Raw genomic sequence first — 20,667 nt, 5'->3', positions numbered from 1 at the left:
AGAATTTATCTCTTCTTAAAGAACGAATCTACAAACTCTGTACCATTAAAAAGCTGAAGATCCTGCATCTTCTCGCCAACGCCAATGTATTTTACAGGAATCTGGAACTGATCTGATATACCGATTACCACACCGCCTTTTGCTGTTCCGTCTAGTTTTGTTACAGCTAAGGCATTTACTTCTGTAGCTGCGGTAAATTGTTTTGCCTGTTCAAAAGCATTCTGACCGGTAGAACCATCCAGAACCAATAAAATCTCATGTGGAGCATCAGGAATAACCTTCTGCATCACTCTTTTGATTTTGGAAAGTTCATTCATCAGATTAATTTTATTGTGCAACCTTCCTGCGGTATCAATAATGACTACATCTGCATTTTGGGCAACAGCGCTTTGCACTGTATCAAAAGCAACCGAAGCAGGATCAGAACCCATTTCCTGTTTCACAATCGGTACACCCACTCTCTCGCTCCAAATCACAAGCTGGTCTACAGCCGCTGCTCTGAAAGTATCTGCTGCTCCTAAAACTACTTTTTTGCCTTCAGACTTAAACTGATGAGCCAGTTTACCGATGGTGGTAGTTTTGCCTACGCCGTTTACTCCAACAACCATAATAACGTACGGTTTTTTTGAAGCATCAATGTTGCCTGTTCCTCTGTGCGGATTTTCAAGTAAAAGTCCTGAAATTTCTTCACGAAGAATTTTATCCAGTTCATTTACACCCACATATTTATCTCTGGCAACACGTTCCTCAATTCTTTCGATGATTTTGATGGTGGTAGATGCTCCTACGTCAGAGGCAATAAGTATTTCTTCAAGATCATCAAGTACTTCGTCATCTACTTTGCTTTTGCCGACTACGGCTTTCGTCATTTTTTCAAAGAACCCCTGATTAGATTTTTCCAAACCTTTGTCTAAAGTTTCTTTTTCTTCTTTTTTGAAAATGTTTTTAAACCAACTCATCTTAGTCAATTATGGAATTTAATTATTGTTGGATGCAGGATATTAAAAGCTGTGTAATCGCAGCTTCAATATTTATAAAGATCCGGCATCAAGCATCCGACGTATCAAAAGCAAAGATAACAAAAAAACTACCCAATATATGAGTAGTTTTTGTATTGTAAATAAAGTAAATGATTATTTTTTCAAATAAGCGTCTACTTCGTCTGCATTCATTACTTTTTCTTCGAAAATGTAAGCATCAGATTTTGATGACTTCACCATTTTCACCACTTTAGTCATTTTTTTTGACCCGGTTTGTAGAGTTGCTACTACTTTTTTTGCCATGGTAAATTATGTTTTATAAATTACTTGATTTCTTTGTGAACGGTAACTTTTTTAAGAACAGGATTGTATTTTTTCAATTCCAATCTTTCTGTAGTGTTCTTTTTATTTTTTGTAGAAATGTATCTAGACATTCCCGGCATTCCGCTTTCTTTATGCTCTGTGCATTCAAGAATTACTTGAACTCTGTTTCCTTTTTTTGCCATGATTTAGTTCTTTTTAATCAATCCGTTTCTTGTAGCTCTTTCGATAGCTTCCTCGATTCCAATCTTGTTAATTACTCTCAATCCGTGAGCAGAAACTTTTAGTGTTACGTGCTTATCTTGCTCTGGAAGGTAAAATTTCTTCTCCAATAAGTTAATTTCAAAACGACGCTTCGTTTTGTTATTAGCGTGAGAAACGTTGTTACCAACCATTGCACGCTTTCCTGTTATCTGGCAAATTCTTGACATATCTCGATGTTCTTATTTGTATAATATTTGAGGTTGCAAAATAACAAAGAAAAATTTAGATAGACAAGTTTTCTTTAATATTTTTTGTAATATTTATCTGTGATTACAGCCTGATTTGCTGAAATATTTTGAAAGATCCCTTTCTTTAAGGTATTTCAAGTAAATATATCTGTAGCAGGACTACAAATAATTTAATTCTTCTTTTTCTGAATTTTATCCTGAAACCATTTAATCAGAAAATAAAACAATAAAAATCCTAATGAAAACATAGAGATCCTAGAAAGCAGATCTCCTGATCTTACATAAAAAGTTTCGCCTTCATAAAGATTTATTTTGGCAAATAAAGCGGTTTGATCGCCGTAAAAAGTATCTTCAAGTATTTCTCCTTTTGCACTGATATGAGCCGAAATTCCGCTGTTGGCAGACCGGGCAATTTCTCTTCGGGTTTCAATAGCTCTGAGTTTTGCATAGGAAAGAAGCTGCCTGTGACCTTCTGTGACGCCCCACCAGGAATCGTTGGTCATAATAGCCAGAAAATTGGCACCTTTTTTCACGTATTCTGTGGTAAATTCACCGTAAATACTTTCGTAACAGATGATAGGAGCTAGTTTTCCTCTATTGAAAGGGTTTTTGAAGGCAACTCTTTCTTTATCTGTTCCCAATGAGGCTACAGTTCCACCCAGATTGATCATAGCGTCACCCAAAAGAGGCTTCAGAACATTCATGTAAGGAAATATTTCAACACCGGGAACAAGTTTTCCTTTGTGGTAAACTTCTACCTTTTGGTTTGGTATAATCTGCACTGCAGAGTTGTAGCTTTCTACCCAAACTCTGTCGTTGATTTGATAAGCATCTTTTGGTAATTCTTCTTTATTAAAAAAGTATTGATGAGAAGAAATTCCCGTTGCAAAAACAGATTGCGGGTGTTTTGAAAGGAAGTCTTTTACGCTGTTGAGCAGTTCACTTTTTTCAAAAGCTGTTTCGGAAATAGATCCGCGTCCCGGAATGGCTGTTTCGGGAGCAATATAATAATCAATTTTTCCTTTTGAATTATTTTCTGCTAAAGCGAGAAGTTCTTTAAGAATGGTAATGCTGTCTTTGGAATATTTTTCTCCGTAAGGATTAAGATCGGGCTGAAGCAGCAAAACATTTACTTCTCCAATAGGTTTTTCGTCAAACTGATTATATTTGATGGTAGAAATGATCATTGGGAGACCGATAATAACGGTCACAATTGATGCATTAATGATTAAGCTTTTTCTCTTTCGTCCTGCTTCCCAGATTCTTACGGTATAGAAAATTAAAACATTTATAAGTAAGATCCAGAAACTTCCGCCGGTTGCTCCCAATGTATCGTACCATTGAATAATTTTAGGGTAATCTGAAAAAACATTGCCCAGATTCAGCCATGGCCACGTCAATTCCCAATTAAGATGAAATTTTTCAAAACACATCCATATTGCTACAAAAAAAGCCAGTCCCCAATAGGTTCCCTGTGCGTTTTTATACCAGTGATAGCATTGGAAAACCAAAGAATATAAGAATGAATTTACCAGAACCGGAAACAAAACTGCCATCATCGAATGGCTGCCGTCAGGATTTTTTGAACCGTAAAGCCAGCCTGTTGTAACTATATTCCAGATGACAAAGCACAGATATGAAAGCCCGAAAACAATCCAGCTTTTTCTTTTGTAATCTGAGAATTTTGAAACACCGTGTTCCATCATCAGAAGGGGAACCAAAGCTGTAAATATAAAAAACGGGATCCCGTAAGTCGGCCAGGATACAGAAAGCAGCATCGCTGAAATCAACGTAAGCAATAGGTATTTCATTCAAATATTTTAATACACAAATTTACTATTTTTGAAATGAATATTTTTGTGATTGATGTTAAAGAAAATTTATAAGTTAATAATCATTCCTTATACGCTGTTTCTTCTTTACCTGATGTTTTTGGGAATGGGTAGAACGCAGTACGATGATAACCTGATAAGGGTAGAACCTATATTGGCAACGCTGAGTTTTATAGAAAATACGATTCGCTGGTCAGATATCATTAAAATAGTTTTAGGAAATGTAGTCATGTTTATCCCTTTTGGGTTTTTAGGTTGGGTTTTTCCCAAGTTTAATGATCTGAAAAATAATCTTTTTGTTTTTATTTCTGTAATTACGATTGTAGAGGCTCTTCAGTATTTTAGCAGAATGGGGATTTTTGAAATAGATGATATCATCCTAAATACTTTTGGAGTGTTTTTAGGATGGCAGATCAGGAAAATGCTTGAGATCAGATTCTCAAAATATACAATGGAGTAATTTGAAATTTATTATTTAAAATAAATTATCCATTCAACTGCTTTGCCCGTTTTTCAGCGTTTAAAATTCCGTTCAGTAAAATATCTTTTAGGTGATTTTCGTTGAAAGTTTTAAGGGCAGCTTCTGTGGTTCCGCCTTTTGAAGCAACATCTTTTATTAGTTCTTCAAGATTTTTTTCAGAATTATTGATGAGGTGATAAGCTCCTAACATGGTTTGTTTTACAAAAAGTTTTGACAGATTTTCATCAATTCCCATTTCTACACCTGCTTTGATCATGGCATCAACAATATAATAAAAATACGCAGGTCCGCTTCCGGAAAGTGCAGTAACACCGTCCAGAAGTTCTTCATTTTCGAGGTAAACCGATCTTCCTGTTGAATTGAGCAGTCTTTCTATATTGATTAACTGGCTGAAAGAAATTCCCTGAGCTGCAGTGTAGCCGGTAATTCCCATTCCAAGAAGGGTAGGAGAGTTGGGCATGGCTCTTACAACTAAAGGATGATTTAATAATTTCTGAATTTTTTCGATCTTAATTCCAGCCATAATTGATAAAATCATCTGATTTTCTTTTAACTGAAATTGAAAATTTTCCGCTGTGTGTAGGAAATCCTGAGGCTTTACGGCGATGATGACTAAATCTGCATCCAGATTCTTTACTTCTTCAAATACGGAAATTTCAGATTTTGGAAACTCTTCTTTTATTTTTGGGATTTTTGAAATGTTTCTTGTAACCAGATGAAGATTTTCAGGTTTTATCAGTTCATATTTCAGAAACGATTTAGAAAAAGATAAGCCCATATTTCCGGCTCCGATGATAGCGATTTTCATATTTGTGTGTTTGAGATTTATTTAAATATATATTTTCTGAAAACGATAGAATAATTATCATTAAAGTTAATAATCTCTATATTTTTGAAATTAATTTTTCTGGGTTTTTTATTAATTTTACCGGTCGGATTATAGTTATTAATAACGATAGATTTTTCATTTACTTCTAAAATCTCGCCAATTGAAAATAATTCCTGTTCTTTCTTTCTGCTTTCAACAATACAATGAAAATTTTGTTTTCTGATAGACTTGAAAATAGCTTCAAAATCCGTTAACAAAGTATTTTTGATTATCTTCTTGTTAAATCTGATTAATCCTTCTTTAGAATAAATCATTTTTGACACTTTATCAGATAACCCATGTCGAATTCCAGAAACTCTTTCAAGGGGTATAATTTTGATTCCTGCCAAAGAAAAATCGTAGGTTTCTTCGATCATCAGAAAATGATCTGATGCTTTTACTAGAAAACCTGATATTGATGAATCGTCCTTAAGATTAACCTTTACAAAATCAATTCTGTAGATGTGTTTTTGCACTATTTTTCTGAATTCTTTATCGGAATATGTTTTTTCAGCCATGATTATTTAAGAAAAATGAAAACCAAAATACAATATTCTTTTTAAAATGAACCGGAAAATTAATTTTAAAAAACGCTAATTTATAATCTTTATTAAGTATGCTTTAAATAATATTCACCTCTCTTTCCAATTCAATCCCGAATTTTTCCTGTACAGAATTAATAATTTCTGTAGAAAAGTCAAAAATTTCCTGTCCGGTTGCGTTTCCGGTTGCGTTTACAATCACCAAAGCCTGTAATTTGTGAGAGGCTGCATTTCCGATTTGTTTTCCTTTCCAGCCACATTGTTCGATGAGCCAGCCAGCCGGGACTTTTACAAAATCTCCGTTCGGATATCCCGGAATGTTGTTGAATTTCTTTTGTAATTTTTCAAACTGAGCTAAAGGAATAGTCGGATTTTTGAAAAAGCTTCCGGCGTTTCCTGTTTGTTTCGGATCAGGCAACTTGCTTTGTCTGATATTGATGACTGCTTTGGAAATATCCTGAATCGTTGGATTTTTAATACCTAAGTTTTCAAGTTCCGATTTTATGGCGCCGTATTCTGTTTTGATCTGATGATTTCTAACAGTAAGCCGAAACGAAACTTCTAAAATCACATATTTTTCTTTACCTTCCTGCTTGAAAATAGAATCTCTGTACCCGAATCTGCATTTTTCAAGATCAAAGATTTCAATTTCCAGCGTTTCAAGATTTAAAACCGTGCAATTATAAAAAACATCTTTGATCTCTGTACCATAAGCTCCGATATTCTGCATTGGAGAAGTTCCTACATTTCCGGGAATTAAGGAAAGGTTTTCTAGTCCGCCCAAATTTTTCTCCAGACAGAACAAAACGAATTCGTGCCAGTTTTCGCCTGCTTTTGCTGTGACCAAAACTTCATCTTCATTTAAAGGCTGCACAGTAATTCCTTTAAGGCTTAGTTTAATCACCAATCCGTCAAAATCCTTGGTGAATAAAATATTGCTTCCGCCCCCTAGAAATAGAATCGGGAGCGTTTGGGTTTTAGAAATTTTGAGAGTTTCTATTAATTCGTCAGCAGAATTTACCTCAGCAAAATATTTTGCTTTAGCATCAATTCCGAAAGTATTATAAGGTTTTAACGAAAAATTTTCCTGCATTATGGTTGAGGTTTTTTTACGGTTGCCGGCTGTTTTTGAGAAAGAATTTTTTCCAGTTTTTGTTTGAAATTTTCAAACTGGTAATAATTTACATCGTTGTATGCATTTACGTAGATGTGAGATTTTTTATTGGTTTTGATGATAAAAGTTTCATCAATTCCGTCAAGATGCTGTATGCTTGGAGAACTTCGGATGCTGTCAAGGTTTTTCAGCTTAAACGAAGATGTAAGAGCGTCCCATGATGAAATATTTACTGCATTTTTCCAGTTTGTATTTTTGGCTGGCTTTGAAGTTCCGCTTTCAAAAAATAAAGAATCTCTGCGGATTTTTATGATTTCGTAAAAGCCGTTTCTTCCGCCAATATGAGAAACGCTGATAGATTCTATTTTTTCTTCTTTTGTGTTTTGTTTTTGTGTGTTTTTATTTTCACAAGAAAAAAAAATCAGCAGTAAAAACATTGAAAAAAAACTTTTCAAACCTTTTATTTTTACTGCTGACATTGATCTGTTTTTTAGATGTTAAAATCCAATTTATATTTTTCCAGTGCATTTCTAAGAATTTCTGCACTTTTTATCAAATCTTCTTCTTTAAGGACGTAAGCGATTCTTACCTGCTTTTTCCCAAGTTCGGGATTGCTGTAAAATCCTCCTGCAGGAGCAACCATAATTGTTTCATTGTTTAATGAATATTTTTCCAGCAGCCATTGAGCGAACTTTTCGGTATCATCTACCGGAAGTTCTGCTACACAGTAAAATGCACCTTTAGGTTTTGGACAAATTACTCCCGGAATAGAGTTAAGAAGATCTACCAAAACATTTCTTCTGTGAGTATATTCTTCTCTTACTGATCTTATGTAGGCACCGTCATTTTGGTGAGCTGCTGTTGCTGCAATTTGTCCTAAAAGTACCGGACTCAATCTTGCCTGCGCAAAAAGCATTGCTGCATCACGTATTTTTTTGGAACGGGTAATCAGACATCCGATTCTTACACCGCACATAGAATATCTTTTTGATTCTGAATCTATGATAATGCAGTTTTCGCTCAATTCAGGAAATGCAAGCATGGAAACCTGCTGTTTTCCATCGTAAACGTATTCTCTGTAAACTTCGTCAGATATAACAACAATGTCATATTTCAGAGCAATTTCGGCTAATTTTTGTAATTCTTCACGAGTGTAAAGGTATCCGGTCGGATTTCCGGGATTACAGATGACAATTGCTCTTGTTTTTGGGGTGATTTTTTTCTCAAACTCTTCAATAGGAGGCAGGGCAAATCCGGTATCTATAGATGAAGGGATTGCCACCACGTTGACATTGAAAGTGCTTGTGAAACCGTTATAATTAGCATAATAAGGTTCCGGGATAATTACTTCGTCACCGTCATCACAAAGAGTGGATATGGCAAAATTCAACGCTTCTGATCCTCCGTTGGTCACAATAAAATTGTCTGGCGTAAGATCTGTAAAATCTAAAGAATGATAATATTCCGTAAGTGCTTTTCTGTATTCAATATTTCCTTCTGAAAGCGCATATTCTAAAACTTTTAAATCAATATTTTTAAGAGCGTTGATAGCGGTTTCCGGTGTTTCTATGTCTGGCTGACCAATGTTGAGGTGGTAAACTTTTGTACCTCTCTGTTTTGCCTGTAAAGCAAAAGGAACCAGTTTTCTCACCGGTGAAGGCGGCATGTTTTGCGCTCTGTTTGAAATGTTTGGCATTGTCTAAAAATTTGTATGGCAAAAATAGGAAATTATTTTATCTCTGATGATGACTTTTAATGGCTAATTGTTGTTTATTAAGTTTGAATTTTGAATTATGTGATAATTGTTAAATGTTCTCTTTTAAATTATTTGTTTTTATTGTAATGGTGTTTATATTGTTTATATTTTATTAATATTCATTTAATTTTAAAAATAATTTAATTTGCTATGTGTTCGATAAGATTTTATTTATAGTTTTGTGTCAAACTAATAAAATATTTATGAAAAAAATTCAACAAGTTTCTGTTATGGGCTTTTTGGCTTTATTTGCCAGTTCTTCAATATTTGCTCAAAACTTTCAGCCGATGCCTGTACAATCCGGTTTTAACGCAGACGTAATTGCAAATGGAGTTGGATCTTCTATGCTTTCTACTTCTTCGGACGTAGATGGTGTTTCGTTTGCTTTTGTTTCTAAAGACTTTAAACTCACTGCTACAGATGCAGCATTGGCTTATGGATTGCCCGCTGATGGAATTGTGAATAGTGAGGTTGCTACTACTCCCGGCCTTATGTATAATATGGCGAGTTACGGCAGCAATAATTCTCTGAAACTTTCTAATCAAAACGACAGCGGTACTTTAACTTTTGCTGTACCCAAAGCTGCTTTTAGACTGTATATGCTTGCTACCAGCGGAAGCGGGGCATCTACCGTTTCTGTGGTTGTTAATTTTACTGATAATACTTCTCAGACTTTTACAGGGATCAGTATTTCAGATTGGTATAATGGTTCAGGTTTTGCCATTCAGGGATTTGGAAGAATTAACCGAACCAATGATGTTTTAGAGTCAGGAAGTGGTACTAATCCAAGGTTATATCAGTCTTTACTGAGTATTGATGCTGCCAATCAGACTAAGTTAATTCAGAGTGTAACAGTCACCAAAACGTCTACAGCTCAGGGATATTCAAATATTTTTGCGTTTTCTGCAGATGTATATTCAGATTGTCTTCCTCCAACAGTGCAGCCGGCAACCAACATTACAGCAACCAGTGCTACAATAAACTGGACAGCTTCACCAAGTTCTACAGCTGTTTCTTATGATGTCTATTACAGCACAAGTCCTGTAATTCCTACTTCTGCAACAGTTCCCACTTCCAGTAATATAACGGGGTTATCTGTTCCTACAGGAGTTTTGGCATCTAATACGACTTATTATGTCTGGGTAAGATCTAATTGTAATGGTTCTTCAGGGCAAAGCTCATGGTCATTTAGTGGAAATTTCAAAACATTATGCGGTCCAATGGCTGCAATGTTTGAAAATTTTGACTCTATGGCGACCGGAACAAATTTACCTGATTGCTGGGTAAGAAATTACGTTAATGGAACAATGTCTATTTCATCCACAAGTCCGGCTTCGGGAACAAGAAATGTTTATCAGACTAATACATCAGCTCAAACTCCAAGTACAGTAGTTTTACCGGAATTTAATAATATAAACGCGGGTGCACATTGGCTTAAATTAAAAGCAAGAGTTACTTCAGCGAACGGGATTCTGAATGTAGGGTATGTCACCAATCCTTCGGATGCTTCTACTTTTACATTAATTCAAGCATTGAATATTCCAAATACATCATATGGTCCGGAATATTTTGTAAATGTACCCAATACAGTTCCAGCCAATGCGAGATTAGCCATAAGAAATACTGCAGACGGAAAAGGATACTATTGGGATGACGTAAAGTGGGAAGTTATGCCTGCGTGTACACCGCCATTTAATATGATTACATCAAACGCCAGTCCGAATTCCGTAGATGTTACGTGGGGAGCTGCAGGAACGGGAGCAGCTAATGGTTATGAATATTATTATTCTCCGGTAAGTACGGTTTCGCCCATAGCAACAACAACGGTAAGCGGAACATTTTCTCCGAATTCGGTTAATGGAATTGTAACAGGTTTAGTTCCTAATCACACATATAGTTTGTGGATTCGTACTGTTTGCAGTGCTACAGAAAAAAGCGAATGGTCAGGTCCTGTAATTTTCCGTACTACCTGCGCTCCGGGAACTTCTCTTTTCGAAGATTTTGAATCTTATACTGCTACTTCTATCGTTCCTGACTGTTGGGCGAGAATTGTACCAAGCGGTTCGCAGACAATCACTTCTACAAGTCCTGCTTCAGGAATAAGGAATATATATCAGTATGCATCGGCATCCAATACTCCTTCAGTTGTTATTTTGCCTGAATTTTCAAATGTTAATGCAAATACTCACAGATTAAGATTCAAAGCCAGAGTCGCAACGGCAACAGGAAATCTGCAGGTTGGATATGTTACAAGTACCACTGATGCATCAACATTTGTAAGTATAGAAAGTTTAAGTATTCCAAACACTTCTTACGGTGTGGATTATATCGTTGATGTTCCTGCAACAGTTCCTGCAACAGCAAGATTGGCCATAAGAAATACCAATGATGCAAAAGCGTATTATTGGGATGATATTTATTGGGAGCCTAAGAACTCCTTAAGTGTTGCTGAGGTTTCTTCTAAAAAGAAAGTGTCTGTTTATCCCAATCCTTTCAATGATGTATTGTTTGTTTCCGACACAGAGAACATCAAGACAATTAAAATAACTGATGTCTCTGGCAGAGTTTTAAAAGTGATTGATAATCCTACTAAAGGAATTAATCTTAATTCTTTAAACGCAGGATTATACTTGGTTACAATGTATTTCAAAGACGGGTCAGTAAATACTGTAAAAGCAATCAAAAAGTAAATTTTACAACCATAATTTTTAAAAAGCTGTTCTGCAATATTGCTGAGCAGCTTTTTATGTAAAGTAAGATTGCAAATTAGATTTTGTTCTTGCCTTTTTTTGAATTTAGTGTAAATAAAAAAGCGTTGAAAAATCAACGCTTTTTTTGCAGAAAGGAAGGGATTCGAACCCTCGATACAGTTACCCGTATACTACCTTTCCAGGGTAGCTCCTTCAACCACTCGGACACCTTTCTATTTTGAAGACTGCAAAAGTATACTATTTTATCGAATAAAACAATTGAATTTTACAAATTATTCAGTTATTTCGCCACAAAGGTTCTTAGAAAAATTTTCGGCAAAACTTCCCTGATAGTTGGGATTGTCAATCAGGTGCATTGCTTTGGTAATCGCAGATTCTGCAGTCATGTCTTTCCCGCTGATGGCTCCAATTATGGAGAAAATATTACTGTTTTCATATTTTCCAAAAGAAATTCCGCCAGAAATACACTGGCTTACGACGACAATTTCAGTCCCGTTGTTTCTGATCTGCCGAAGGGTTTCCAGTGTTTTTTCGCTGCTGAAAATAGTTCCGGAGCCGAAAACCTGTAAAATAAGCACTTTCATTTTAGGAATTTCCTTAAAATGGTTCAATTTCATTCCAGGGAATATTCTCCAGAACAAAACATCTTCTGAAATATGCTCGTCAATATGAAAATTCTCGTTTTTTGTGTTTCTGAAAAGATTATCCTTATTAATATTAAGGTGTACACCAGACTGTCCCAGAATAGGGTAATTTGGGCTTGCATAAGCATCAAAATATTCCGCAGAATATTTTAAAGTACGGTTTCCTCTCAGTAGTTTATATTCAAAATAAATGGCAACTTCCTGAATAACAGCTTCATCGTTTTCATATAAACTTGCATAATAAATGCTGGTAAGAAGGTTTTCCTTCGCATCAGTTCTCAGATCTCCAATGGGAAGCTGTGAGCCTGTGAGAATAACAGGTTTTTTCAGTCCTTTCAGCATAAAGCTAAGAGCAGATGCCGTGTAAGACATTGTATCTGTTCCATGTAGTACCAAAAAGCCATCGTAATCATCATAATTTTTAAAGATATAGTTGGTGATTATTTTCCATTCATCAGGTCCCATATCTGATGAATCTAGTGGTTTGGCAAAAGGGTGTACAAAAACTTCGCATTCCATCAGCTTCATCTCCGGCATTTTCTCAAAAATATTTCCAAAATCAAATGCGCGTAGACTTCCGGTTTCATAATCTTTTTCCATACCAATTGTTCCACCGGTATATATCAACAGGACTTTTCTTTTCATGTAAACTTTTCTTAGAATTTCAAAATTACGTTAATTTGCAAAGATTTGAAAGAAGATGAAAGATTTAGAAAAAACTTACGAATATTTACAGCAGTTTTTAACAGAGGAAAGGCTGAGGAAAATAGAGCATTTCGCCCCTGAAAGTTCAGATTTTATCCTGCCGGTAATTGAAGATATTTATCAGTTTAGAAATGCGGCGGCAATCGTACGCTCTGTGGAAGCATGTGGATTTCATAAAGTGGTTGCTTTACAGGAAGAATACAGTTTTGAACCTAATTTAAGGGTTACCAAAGGCGCAGATACATGGGTTGAGGTAGAAAAACTTCCCCGGAATATGGAATCTTTTCAGAAAATAAAGGACAGAGGTTATAAAATGGTTGCGGTTTCTTTAGAGAAAAATGCAAAATTTTTACCTGAATATGAAATTAAAGAACCCATTGCATTGGTTTTCGGAACTGAAATGGAAGGTGTTTCGGAAGAAATTTTAGATTTTGCAGATGAAACTCTGGCAATTCCAATGTATGGTTTTACGAGAAGTTTCAATGTTTCGGTTGCAGCTTCCATCTGTATGTATGAACTAAAGCAAAAGCTGATAAAATCTGATTTAGATTACAAACTGAATGAAGAAAAACTTTTGAGAATGAAAATCCGCTGGGCGGTAAACTCTATGCGAAGTGGTGAACAGATTTTTAATAAGTATTTGAAGGATAATAATTTGAATTACTAAAACATCTTATTATAATTCCAGGCGGCAACAAAAATTCCTGCAGTTTCCGTTCTTAATCGTTGATTTCCCAATGAAACAGCTTTAACTCCTTTTTCTGCTAAAAATGTAATTTCTTTATCCGAAAAATCTCCTTCGGGACCAATCAGAAAAGTATAATTTTCTAATTTTGGAATTTCGTTCAAATTAATTCGCTCTAAATTTTCGTTGCAATGTGCTACAAAAATATTTTCTGAATTGATATTTCTTAGAAATTCGGGTAATTTAATCAGATCATTAATGATGGGAAAATGAAATCTCAGACTTTGTTTTGAAGCCGCAATTGCCTGCTTCCTGATTTTATCATTGTTGATGTTTTTTCTTTCTGTTTTTTCGGTTTGAAGAATGGTGATTTCAGAAATTCCCATTTCTACTGCTTTTTCCACGAAAAATTCAATACGGTCAATATTTTTTGTCGGCGCAATCGCAATATGAAGTTTTGGGCTGAAATCAGGAGTTTCAGTTTTAATGTCGGTAATTTCAATTCCTGCCTTTTTTCCTTCGATAATTAGAGTTCCGGAAGCAAGATTTCCTTTTCCGTCGGTCACGTGGATTTCTTCGCCATCTTTCATGCGCAGAACTTTCACAATATGCTGTTGCTCTTCTTCGTTGATGATTGCTTGACCGTTATTTATTTCTCCAAAAAAAAGTTTCATTATTTAGAATTATTTAGAATCTGACAGAGTTATTAAACTGATTTTTGCGAAACTGATTAGAAAAATATCTCATTTTCGCTAATAAATGCCACTCCGGTTTTTATCGTGGTATAAATATCGCCTTCACAATCACGATAAGAACACATGTAAATTTCTTCTTTCCATGAATTATTCATAAAAATCAGATTCAGATATTCATTTTTTCTTAAATTGTTTTTAATCGACAAATAATCTCCTTCTTTTGGTTCATAAGCAAAGCTGAAAACATTTTCGGAATTTATCTTTTCAATAATTTCTTCCTTTACATTCTGAATAAAACCTGTTTCTGAACTCGTCATCTGAAAGTCATCTCCTTCAAATTCTTGTGTAACTTCATTTTTTCCTGTGACTGTTTCTAAAACCCAATAGTATTTTGAGTTCTTTTTAGATTGTGTACCAAGTACTTTTTCTTCTAATAATATTTTCATTACAGGTCGTATTTAGAAGTTGCGGATGTTCTCAAATCAGTAAATTCGCCACGTTCAAATTTTAGCTGGGCAACCATTGCGATCATTGCGGCGTTGTCAGTAGTATATTCAAATTTTGGGATGTAGATATTCCAGCCCAGTTTTTTGTGATTCTCCTGCATTACTTTTCTTAATTCGGAATTGGCAGAAACTCCGCCTGCGATAGCAACTTCTTTTATGTCTAAATCTTTTGCAGCTTTTTCCAGTTTATTCATCAAAATCTCAATAATACATTTCTGAACAGAAGCACACAAGTCATTGATGTTTTCTTTGATGAAATCAGGGTTTTTCTTCACTTCTTTCTGAATGAAATAAAGCACAGAAGTTTTAATTCCGCTGAAAGAATAATCGTATTGATCTAATTTCGGTTTATTAAATTTAAAAGCATCGGGATTTCCCTCTTTTGCCAAACGGTCGATAATAGGACCTGCAGGATAATCAAGATCAAAAATTTTCCCGATTTTATCAAATGCTTCGCCTGCTGCATCATCAGTGGTTTTACCAATAATTTCCATGTCAAAATAATCTTTAACGAGAACAATCATGGTATGTCCGCCGCTTACGGTGAGGCATAAAAACGGAAATTTGGGCGGCACAGGATTTGCATCGTCGATGAAGTGCGCTAAAATATGTGCCTGAAGATGATTTACTTCTATTAAAGGAACATCCATACTCATGGCAAGTGATTTGGCAAAAGACGTTCCCACAAGAAGAGAACCCAAAAGTCCGGGACCTCTTGTAAAGCCTATGGCAGAGATTGCATTTTGTTGTATATTTGCTTTGAGTATCGATTTTTCCACAACAGGGATGATATTTTGCTGATGTGCACGGGAAGCAAGTTCAGGAACCACGCCGCCATATTCTTTGTGGATTTCCTGATTGGCGGCAATATTCGAAAGGATACAATTTCCTTTGATAATAGCAGCTGAAGTGTCGTCACAAGATGATTCGATACCTAAAATTATAGAGTCGCTCATAATAATGGCAAAGTTAGAGAATAATAACGAAAATGAGAACAAAAAATCGGTAGCTGAAAACTTGGGCGATCAGGTACAGAAAACGGTTGAAAATGTTCAGGGAACGGTAAAAGAAGCTGCTGAGTTTGCTTCTGATGCAATAAACCACCCCATAGATACAGCTCAGGAATTTGGAAAGCAGGCTGCAAAAGATGTAGTCAGCTACTCGTGGTGGGCAAAACTTTTGCTGATACTCTTCTGGAAAGTATTATCGCTTGTTATTCTTATTCTTATCGCCATTAATTTACCTGTAACAAAAAGATGGGCGGCAGATCAGGCACTGCAGATTGTTAACAGAGACTTTAAAGCTGAAATGTCTACCGAAAGTGTTGAGGTTAATTTTTTTGGAGATGTAACAATTAAAGGTCTGAAAATAAAAGATTATAAAGGTTTGGATTTTATTACATCCAAAGAATTTATTGCAGATTCTGACTGGTTTTCATTAGCAACAAATATCGGTAAAAATAATTCTTTAAGTTTCAGCAGGCTTACCCTCAACAATGCCGATGTTAAAGTAATCACATACAAAGAAGACAGTATTTCCAATTTCATAAGATTTACACAGCTTTTTGACAGTGGGAAGAAAAGAGATCCGAAAAAGCCTCCATTTCAGCTTAATGCAAGACTAGAGATTCTTAACTCAAAAGTTTCTATTGTTAATCAAAACTCTTCCGGTGAAGCGGGGAAGTGGCTTACTGCAGATAATGTAAATTTAATTGCTCCGAAAGTTAAAGTTAACGGAACGGATATTACCGCACGTATTGATAATTTCACATTTGTCACCAAAAGATGGGGGAAATCTCATTTTGTTGAAACTTTTTCTACCGATTTTTCCATGACTCAGGATTATCTGTCTTTGGCGGATTTAACATTAAATACAGATCATTCGCTTCTTCAGGGATATATTAAATTTAACCTGAATAAAGGTTCATGGGCAGATTTTACAAATAAAGTAAGCTGGGATATGAATATGAAACTGGGAAGTCAGTTAAGCGGATACGATATAAGCTACTTTGTTACCAGTTGGGATAATTTTATTCCGTTTAATGCAAGCGGAAAAATGACGGGACCTTTAAATAATTTTACCCTGGAAAATTTCCTGATACGAAACCCAAGTGTCAATATCGCAACAAAAAAGCTTAAAGCGAAAGATTTATTGAAAGGCAATTTTCTCATTGAAACCAATGATCTTTCAACAGATTTTACTTACAAAGATCTGAAAGCAATGATGCCGACATTTGTTTCGTCAAAAATGAAAAACTTTGCTGATGATTTTGGTAAACTGAAATACAATGGTGCAGCAAGAGTTACACCGAAACAGGTGTATGTATCTTCCGGTAATCTCATGACAGGAATCGGGCAGGCTAAAATTTCTAATTTTTCTTTATCTGATTACAGCTCGGCTCTCCCTAAATATAAAGGATATGCAGAGGTAAATGATCTGAATACTTCTGTAATTACTAAAAATAAATCTTTAGGACTGATTTCGGGTAAATTTAATCTGGACGGACAAAGTTTTGATGTCAATACAATGCGGCTGAGTACAAAATCTCAGATTTCGAGTATTGAAATTATGGATAAAGAAATCAATAATGTGGTATTGGATGGTCTTTTAGATCATAAAAAATACAACGGTTTGATTACAGTAAATGATGAGCAGGCGAAAGCTACAATAAAAGGACTGATAGATTTCAGCACATCAAGAATTTCAGCTAATGTAGATGCCGATATTGCTCATTTAAATATCAATTATTTCTCAGGTGAGGCCGGAAGTCAGATTGTAAGCGGGAAAGTAAATGGCAAAATGGCAATGTCAAACATTAATGATCTTACGCTGGATGTAGAGGCTTCAAACGTAAATTTTGCAACAGCAGATCAGAAATACTATATTCCGACGGCTCAGCTAAAAACATTTACTGAAAACGGCAACCGATCAATCCTGATCAATGCGCCCGGAGCTGTAAACGGAAAAATTTCAGGGAAATACAATCTTGCAGACCTTGCCGGAATGCTAGAAAACGGTCTTGGTAAAATTTTAGTTGGTCCAGAGCCGAGAAAACTGTACCGCGGACAGGATTTTGTAATGGATTTTGATGTGGAGCAAGGCGTTATTGCTTACTTTCTCCCGGATCTGAAGCTGCCACAAGGCGCAAAAGTACAGGGAGAGTATGATGGCGATTCCAACAATCTGATTTTAAACTTAGATGCATCTTCGCTTAAGTACATCATGACAAAAAAGGAAGAAATTTCCGAAGCAGACAGACTTTTAGCGGAAACCAATCCTGAATACAAAATTGATGACCGGATCAGGATAACGAGAGACAGCGCTATGGTTGACAGTGTCATGGTGAGAATTAATACTGCAAATGCAGATCAGCAGCTTTATGCTAAAGTCAACAGATTAGAATACAATAAAAATATTTTCAGAGATCTTATCCTTACCGGGAAGAATGATAATGGTTCTCTGCTCAGAATATCTACAAGTTTTAATCATGGAAGTCCGCAAGATGAAATAGAGGAAAACCTGAAGTCTTACGCTGTTAATTTTAATCAGTCTACCAATTCGGCAGGGGATTATATTTTTAGGTTTGAACCTACAGAAATAACGCTTAACAATACAAAATGGGCAGTTGACACCAGTCCGGAACTGGATCATTACATCAGTTACAGAAAAAATACCGCAGATTTTGAAATCAGAAATCTTAAAATTTATTCTGATGACAGCTCACTGATGATTAATGAATCTACATTCAAGTCAGCAAAAGATTTTTATGTAGATGCTGAGGTAGAAAATTTTGCTATTGAAAAATTGTTTGAAATGCAGGCAGAAGGAAATCTGATGGATATAAAAGGTCTTGCAAACGGAAATGTGAAGATTAAGATGGATCAGAATACATTGCAGCCTTTGGTAGATCTCACGGTAGATAACATTATGATGAATGGTAATGATATGGGAGATGTTACTATTTCAGCAGTTAACGGATTTTCGCTTAATGTATATGATGTAGACGTAAGAGTTGCTTCTGCAGGAGTATTGGGAGGGAATAATCTTCACTTAACAGGTACGGTAAATAACAATACCTCATCACCAACCATTGATTTTAATACCGAACTCAGAGACTTTGATCTTTCTTTTACTCAGCAATTTGTACAGTCTATATTCGGTAATCTGAGAGGTAAGGCTACCGGCGATCTTAAAATCAACGGAACATTAAAAAATCTTGATTATAGTGGTGATATTGCCTTAAAAGATTTTGGACTGAAACTTCTTTTTACAGGGGTAGACTATTCTTTTGATGACACGGTTATTTCGCTTTCGCGTGGTCTTGCAATCTTAAATAATATCGGAGTTCGTGACGGAAGAGCCAATTCGCAAGGAACAATTTCCGGAGCAATCCAGTTTGAAACCCTGTCTTCAATGGGAGTTAACCTTGTAATGAGAGCAGATAATCTTTTGATGCTTAATACTACTCAAAAAGACTATGATTTGTTCTGGGGAAGAGTTTTTGGTCAGGGTGATCTTTATGTGGACGGTCCGGTTTCAGCACTTAATCTTTCCACACCTAACATGAAAGCCTTGAACGGAAGTACCTTTACATTCAACTCCAGTTCTACTTCTAATGTAGATGAGTTTAAGATGCTTCGTTTCTTAAAAGAGGGGAAAGATGGTCTTATTACTTTAGAAGAAAAGAAAAAGACAGGCGCCAATATGAATATTGATTTCAATGTAGATGTAGATAAAGGAACTACGGTGAATGTTTTAGTTGGAGACGATGCAGGAAACATCAGCGTGAAAGGTGCGGCAAGAAATTTGAAATTCCAGATGAGCAGACAGGGAAATATTGCCATGAATGGAGCATATATGGTAGAAAGCGGAACTTTTGTTTCTAAGGCTATCCTCAACAGAACATTTCAGATTCAGAAAAACAGCAGTATAAGATGGGATGGTGATGCAATGAGACCCGCTCTTGATATAACTGCAAACTATGTGAGAACGGTTTCTAACGCAGGACAATATTTGAATATGGGTCAGTTACAGCCAATTAATGTTTTGCTTCAGGCAAAAATTACCAATACTCTAAATGATCCTAAGATTGATCTGAATGTTACGGCACTGGACGTATCCAGTCAGGTAAAAGAAACTTTGGCAGCCAGAATCAATCAGACTGAAGGAGAAAATGTTTTGCAGTTTGGGTCTATTCTTCTTCTTAATTCTTTTAATGTAACCAACTCAGGAGGTGTCAATATTGATGCCGTTGGTGTTGCTGAATCTTCGGGATACAATATGCTCCTGAAACAATTAGGATCGGTTTTGAATACAATGAGTAACGAATTTCAGATTGATTTGAATTATGTAAGAGGAGATCAGTTATCCAATTTTGGTGACAGAGCCAATGCAGGAGTAAGTTTTGATCTTTCTTCGAGGGTTACGGTAAAAACTGGTTTGGGAATTCCTTTAACCAGAACTGAAACTGCCAACAACAATTATTTGTCCGGTGAAGGTTCTATAGAATATGATATATCTAAGAAAAACGACGGAACGCTTGTTGTAAGAGGTTATTCAAAGCCAACCAATATCGGAATGGGAGTGGGAACTGTTGGGACAAATGGTGCTGCAAATCAGGCGTATGGAGGTGGTATTGTATGGAGTAAAAGCTTTAATTCTTTCTTCAAAAAGAAGAAAAAAGATAAAAAGAAAGGAGCCGACTCCGTCTCAATAAAAACAGATTCTGTAAAATCAATGCTTAAATAGTTAGAATTTTTTAATGATTTTTATCATCCGTGTTAATTATTGTTAATGTTTAATATAATTTTTTTAGTTTAATTATTTTTTTTAATTTTGTAAAAAAATTAAAGATTTTTTAGGAAAAATATAATTTCACTAATATGAACTATCAACTGGACGAAATAGACAAGAAAATTCTTGATTTTCTGGTAGAAAATACAAGAATGCCTTTTACAGAAATTGCTAAGCAGATGGACGTTTCTGCGGGTACAATTCACGTAAGGGTAAAGAAAATGGAAGATGCAGGTATTATTTTAGGATCATCTCTCAACCTTGATTATGGTAAATTAGATTATCATTTCACGGCTTTTATAGGAATTCTTTTAACGAAATCAAACCGTACTCAGGAGGTTTTGAAAGAGTTATCAAGCATACCAAATGTTATCGAAGCAAGCGTTATTTCCGGGAAATATAACATTTTCTGCAAAGTAAAAGCTAAGAATACTAACGATGCTAAGAGAATTATTTATCAGATAGATGACATTCAGGATGTAATGAGAACTGAAAGTATGATCTCTATGGAAGAATATCTTAGTGATAAAAACAGATTGATCAACGCAATCTCAATTTAGTCTAAACTTCAAACGATATAAA

At 35.5% G+C, this 20,667-nt stretch carries 19 protein-coding genes and 1 tRNA gene; 5 read left to right on the top strand and 15 right to left on the bottom strand.

Going from position 1 to position 20,667, the window contains the following annotated elements; translation table 11 throughout:
* Positions 1–5: 5 nt before the first annotated feature.
* From ftsY to lnt, 5 genes are all read right to left on the bottom strand, one after another.
* Positions 6–959, bottom strand: coding sequence for a signal recognition particle-docking protein FtsY (ftsY, locus tag FNE73_RS15230; RefSeq protein WP_143885414.1), 954 nt, complete (start codon positions 957–959; stop codon positions 6–8).
* 174 nt (positions 960–1,133) lie between these two features.
* A complete protein-coding gene (locus FNE73_RS15225) occupies positions 1,134–1,283 on the bottom strand; it encodes a DUF4295 family protein (protein ID WP_089742301.1) in 150 nt (49 codons plus the stop codon).
* Between the two features lie 20 nt (positions 1,284–1,303).
* Positions 1,304–1,486, bottom strand: a complete 183-nt coding sequence (gene rpmG / locus FNE73_RS15220; RefSeq protein WP_027379950.1) for a 50S ribosomal protein L33 — start codon at positions 1,484–1,486, stop codon at positions 1,304–1,306.
* Between the two features lie 3 nt (positions 1,487–1,489).
* The gene (gene rpmB, locus FNE73_RS15215; RefSeq protein ID WP_002976757.1) at positions 1,490–1,732 is read right to left on the bottom strand and encodes a 50S ribosomal protein L28; all 243 of its coding nucleotides are present in this window, start codon (positions 1,730–1,732) and stop codon (positions 1,490–1,492) included.
* A 191-nt stretch (positions 1,733–1,923) separates the two neighbouring features.
* Positions 1,924–3,564 (bottom strand): apolipoprotein N-acyltransferase, encoded by a 1,641-nt coding sequence (gene lnt / locus FNE73_RS15210; RefSeq protein WP_143885413.1) that lies wholly within the window; start codon positions 3,562–3,564, stop codon positions 1,924–1,926.
* A gap of 55 nt (positions 3,565–3,619) precedes the next feature.
* On the opposite strand from lnt, the gene FNE73_RS15205 reads away from it, so the two are divergent.
* Positions 3,620–4,045, top strand: a complete 426-nt coding sequence (locus FNE73_RS15205) for a VanZ family protein (RefSeq protein WP_143885412.1) — start codon at positions 3,620–3,622, stop codon at positions 4,043–4,045.
* Positions 4,046–4,070: 25 nt separating this feature from the next.
* On the opposite strand, the gene proC is transcribed toward FNE73_RS15205, so the two are convergent.
* From proC to FNE73_RS15180, 5 genes are all read right to left on the bottom strand, one after another.
* On the bottom strand, positions 4,071–4,874 hold the full coding sequence (proC, locus tag FNE73_RS15200) for a pyrroline-5-carboxylate reductase (RefSeq protein WP_143885411.1): 804 nt from the start codon (positions 4,872–4,874) through the stop codon (positions 4,071–4,073).
* A 17-nt stretch (positions 4,875–4,891) separates the two neighbouring features.
* Entirely contained in the window at positions 4,892–5,452 is a 561-nt protein-coding gene (locus FNE73_RS15195; protein ID WP_143885410.1) for a hypothetical protein, read from the bottom strand.
* Between the two features lie 103 nt (positions 5,453–5,555).
* On the bottom strand, positions 5,556–6,569 hold the full coding sequence (gene murB, locus FNE73_RS15190) for a UDP-N-acetylmuramate dehydrogenase (RefSeq protein WP_143885409.1): 1,014 nt from the start codon (positions 6,567–6,569) through the stop codon (positions 5,556–5,558).
* On the bottom strand, positions 6,569–7,069 hold the full coding sequence (locus FNE73_RS15185) for a hypothetical protein (protein ID WP_143885408.1): 501 nt from the start codon (positions 7,067–7,069) through the stop codon (positions 6,569–6,571). The genes murB and FNE73_RS15185 overlap by 1 nt, the downstream gene beginning before the upstream one ends.
* Positions 7,070–7,080: 11 nt before the next feature.
* Positions 7,081–8,286, bottom strand: coding sequence for a pyridoxal phosphate-dependent aminotransferase (locus FNE73_RS15180; protein WP_143885407.1), 1,206 nt, complete (start codon positions 8,284–8,286; stop codon positions 7,081–7,083).
* A 263-nt stretch (positions 8,287–8,549) separates the two neighbouring features.
* Between FNE73_RS15180 and FNE73_RS15175 the strand changes: the two genes are divergently transcribed.
* Positions 8,550–11,036, top strand: a complete 2,487-nt coding sequence (locus tag FNE73_RS15175) for a fibronectin type III domain-containing protein (protein WP_143885406.1) — start codon at positions 8,550–8,552, stop codon at positions 11,034–11,036.
* A 148-nt stretch (positions 11,037–11,184) separates the two neighbouring features.
* On the opposite strand, the gene FNE73_RS15170 is transcribed toward FNE73_RS15175, so the two are convergent.
* Positions 11,185–11,271: transfer RNA gene (locus FNE73_RS15170), tRNA-Ser, on the bottom strand.
* A 58-nt stretch (positions 11,272–11,329) separates the two neighbouring features.
* The gene (locus tag FNE73_RS15165; RefSeq protein WP_143885405.1) at positions 11,330–12,346 is read right to left on the bottom strand and encodes an asparaginase; all 1,017 of its coding nucleotides are present in this window, start codon (positions 12,344–12,346) and stop codon (positions 11,330–11,332) included.
* 55 nt (positions 12,347–12,401) lie between these two features.
* Here FNE73_RS15165 and FNE73_RS15160 point away from each other — a divergent pair, with 55 nt between their 5' ends.
* Positions 12,402–13,073, top strand: a complete 672-nt coding sequence (locus tag FNE73_RS15160; RefSeq protein ID WP_143885404.1) for a TrmH family RNA methyltransferase — start codon at positions 12,402–12,404, stop codon at positions 13,071–13,073.
* Here the strand turns inward: FNE73_RS15160 and FNE73_RS15155 are convergent.
* The 3 genes from FNE73_RS15155 to tsaD are packed head-to-tail and all read right to left on the bottom strand — an operon-like array spanning position 13,070 to position 15,248.
* Positions 13,070–13,765 (bottom strand): RsmE family RNA methyltransferase, encoded by a 696-nt coding sequence (locus FNE73_RS15155; protein ID WP_143885403.1) that lies wholly within the window; start codon positions 13,763–13,765, stop codon positions 13,070–13,072. The genes FNE73_RS15160 and FNE73_RS15155 overlap by 4 nt on opposite strands.
* A 56-nt stretch (positions 13,766–13,821) precedes the next feature.
* On the bottom strand, positions 13,822–14,232 hold the full coding sequence (locus FNE73_RS15150) for a hypothetical protein (RefSeq protein WP_143885402.1): 411 nt from the start codon (positions 14,230–14,232) through the stop codon (positions 13,822–13,824).
* Positions 14,232–15,248 (bottom strand): tRNA (adenosine(37)-N6)-threonylcarbamoyltransferase complex transferase subunit TsaD, encoded by a 1,017-nt coding sequence (gene tsaD, locus FNE73_RS15145; RefSeq protein WP_143885401.1) that lies wholly within the window; start codon positions 15,246–15,248, stop codon positions 14,232–14,234. Before tsaD ends, FNE73_RS15150 begins: the two co-directional genes overlap by 1 nt.
* Before the next feature lie 4 nt (positions 15,249–15,252).
* On the opposite strand from tsaD, the gene FNE73_RS15140 reads away from it, so the two are divergent.
* A complete protein-coding gene (locus FNE73_RS15140; RefSeq protein WP_143885400.1) occupies positions 15,253–20,040 on the top strand; it encodes a translocation/assembly module TamB domain-containing protein in 4,788 nt (1,595 codons plus the stop codon).
* A gap of 134 nt (positions 20,041–20,174) precedes the next feature.
* A complete protein-coding gene (locus FNE73_RS15135; protein ID WP_089742365.1) occupies positions 20,175–20,645 on the top strand; it encodes an Lrp/AsnC family transcriptional regulator in 471 nt (156 codons plus the stop codon).
* The last annotated feature ends 22 nt before the right edge of the window (positions 20,646–20,667 follow it).

It is taken from the genome of Chryseobacterium binzhouense (assembly GCF_007474545.1).
Taxonomy (GTDB): Bacteria; Bacteroidota; Bacteroidia; order Flavobacteriales; family Weeksellaceae; genus Chryseobacterium; species Chryseobacterium binzhouense.
This window is presented reverse-complemented; position numbering and strand designations above follow the sequence as displayed.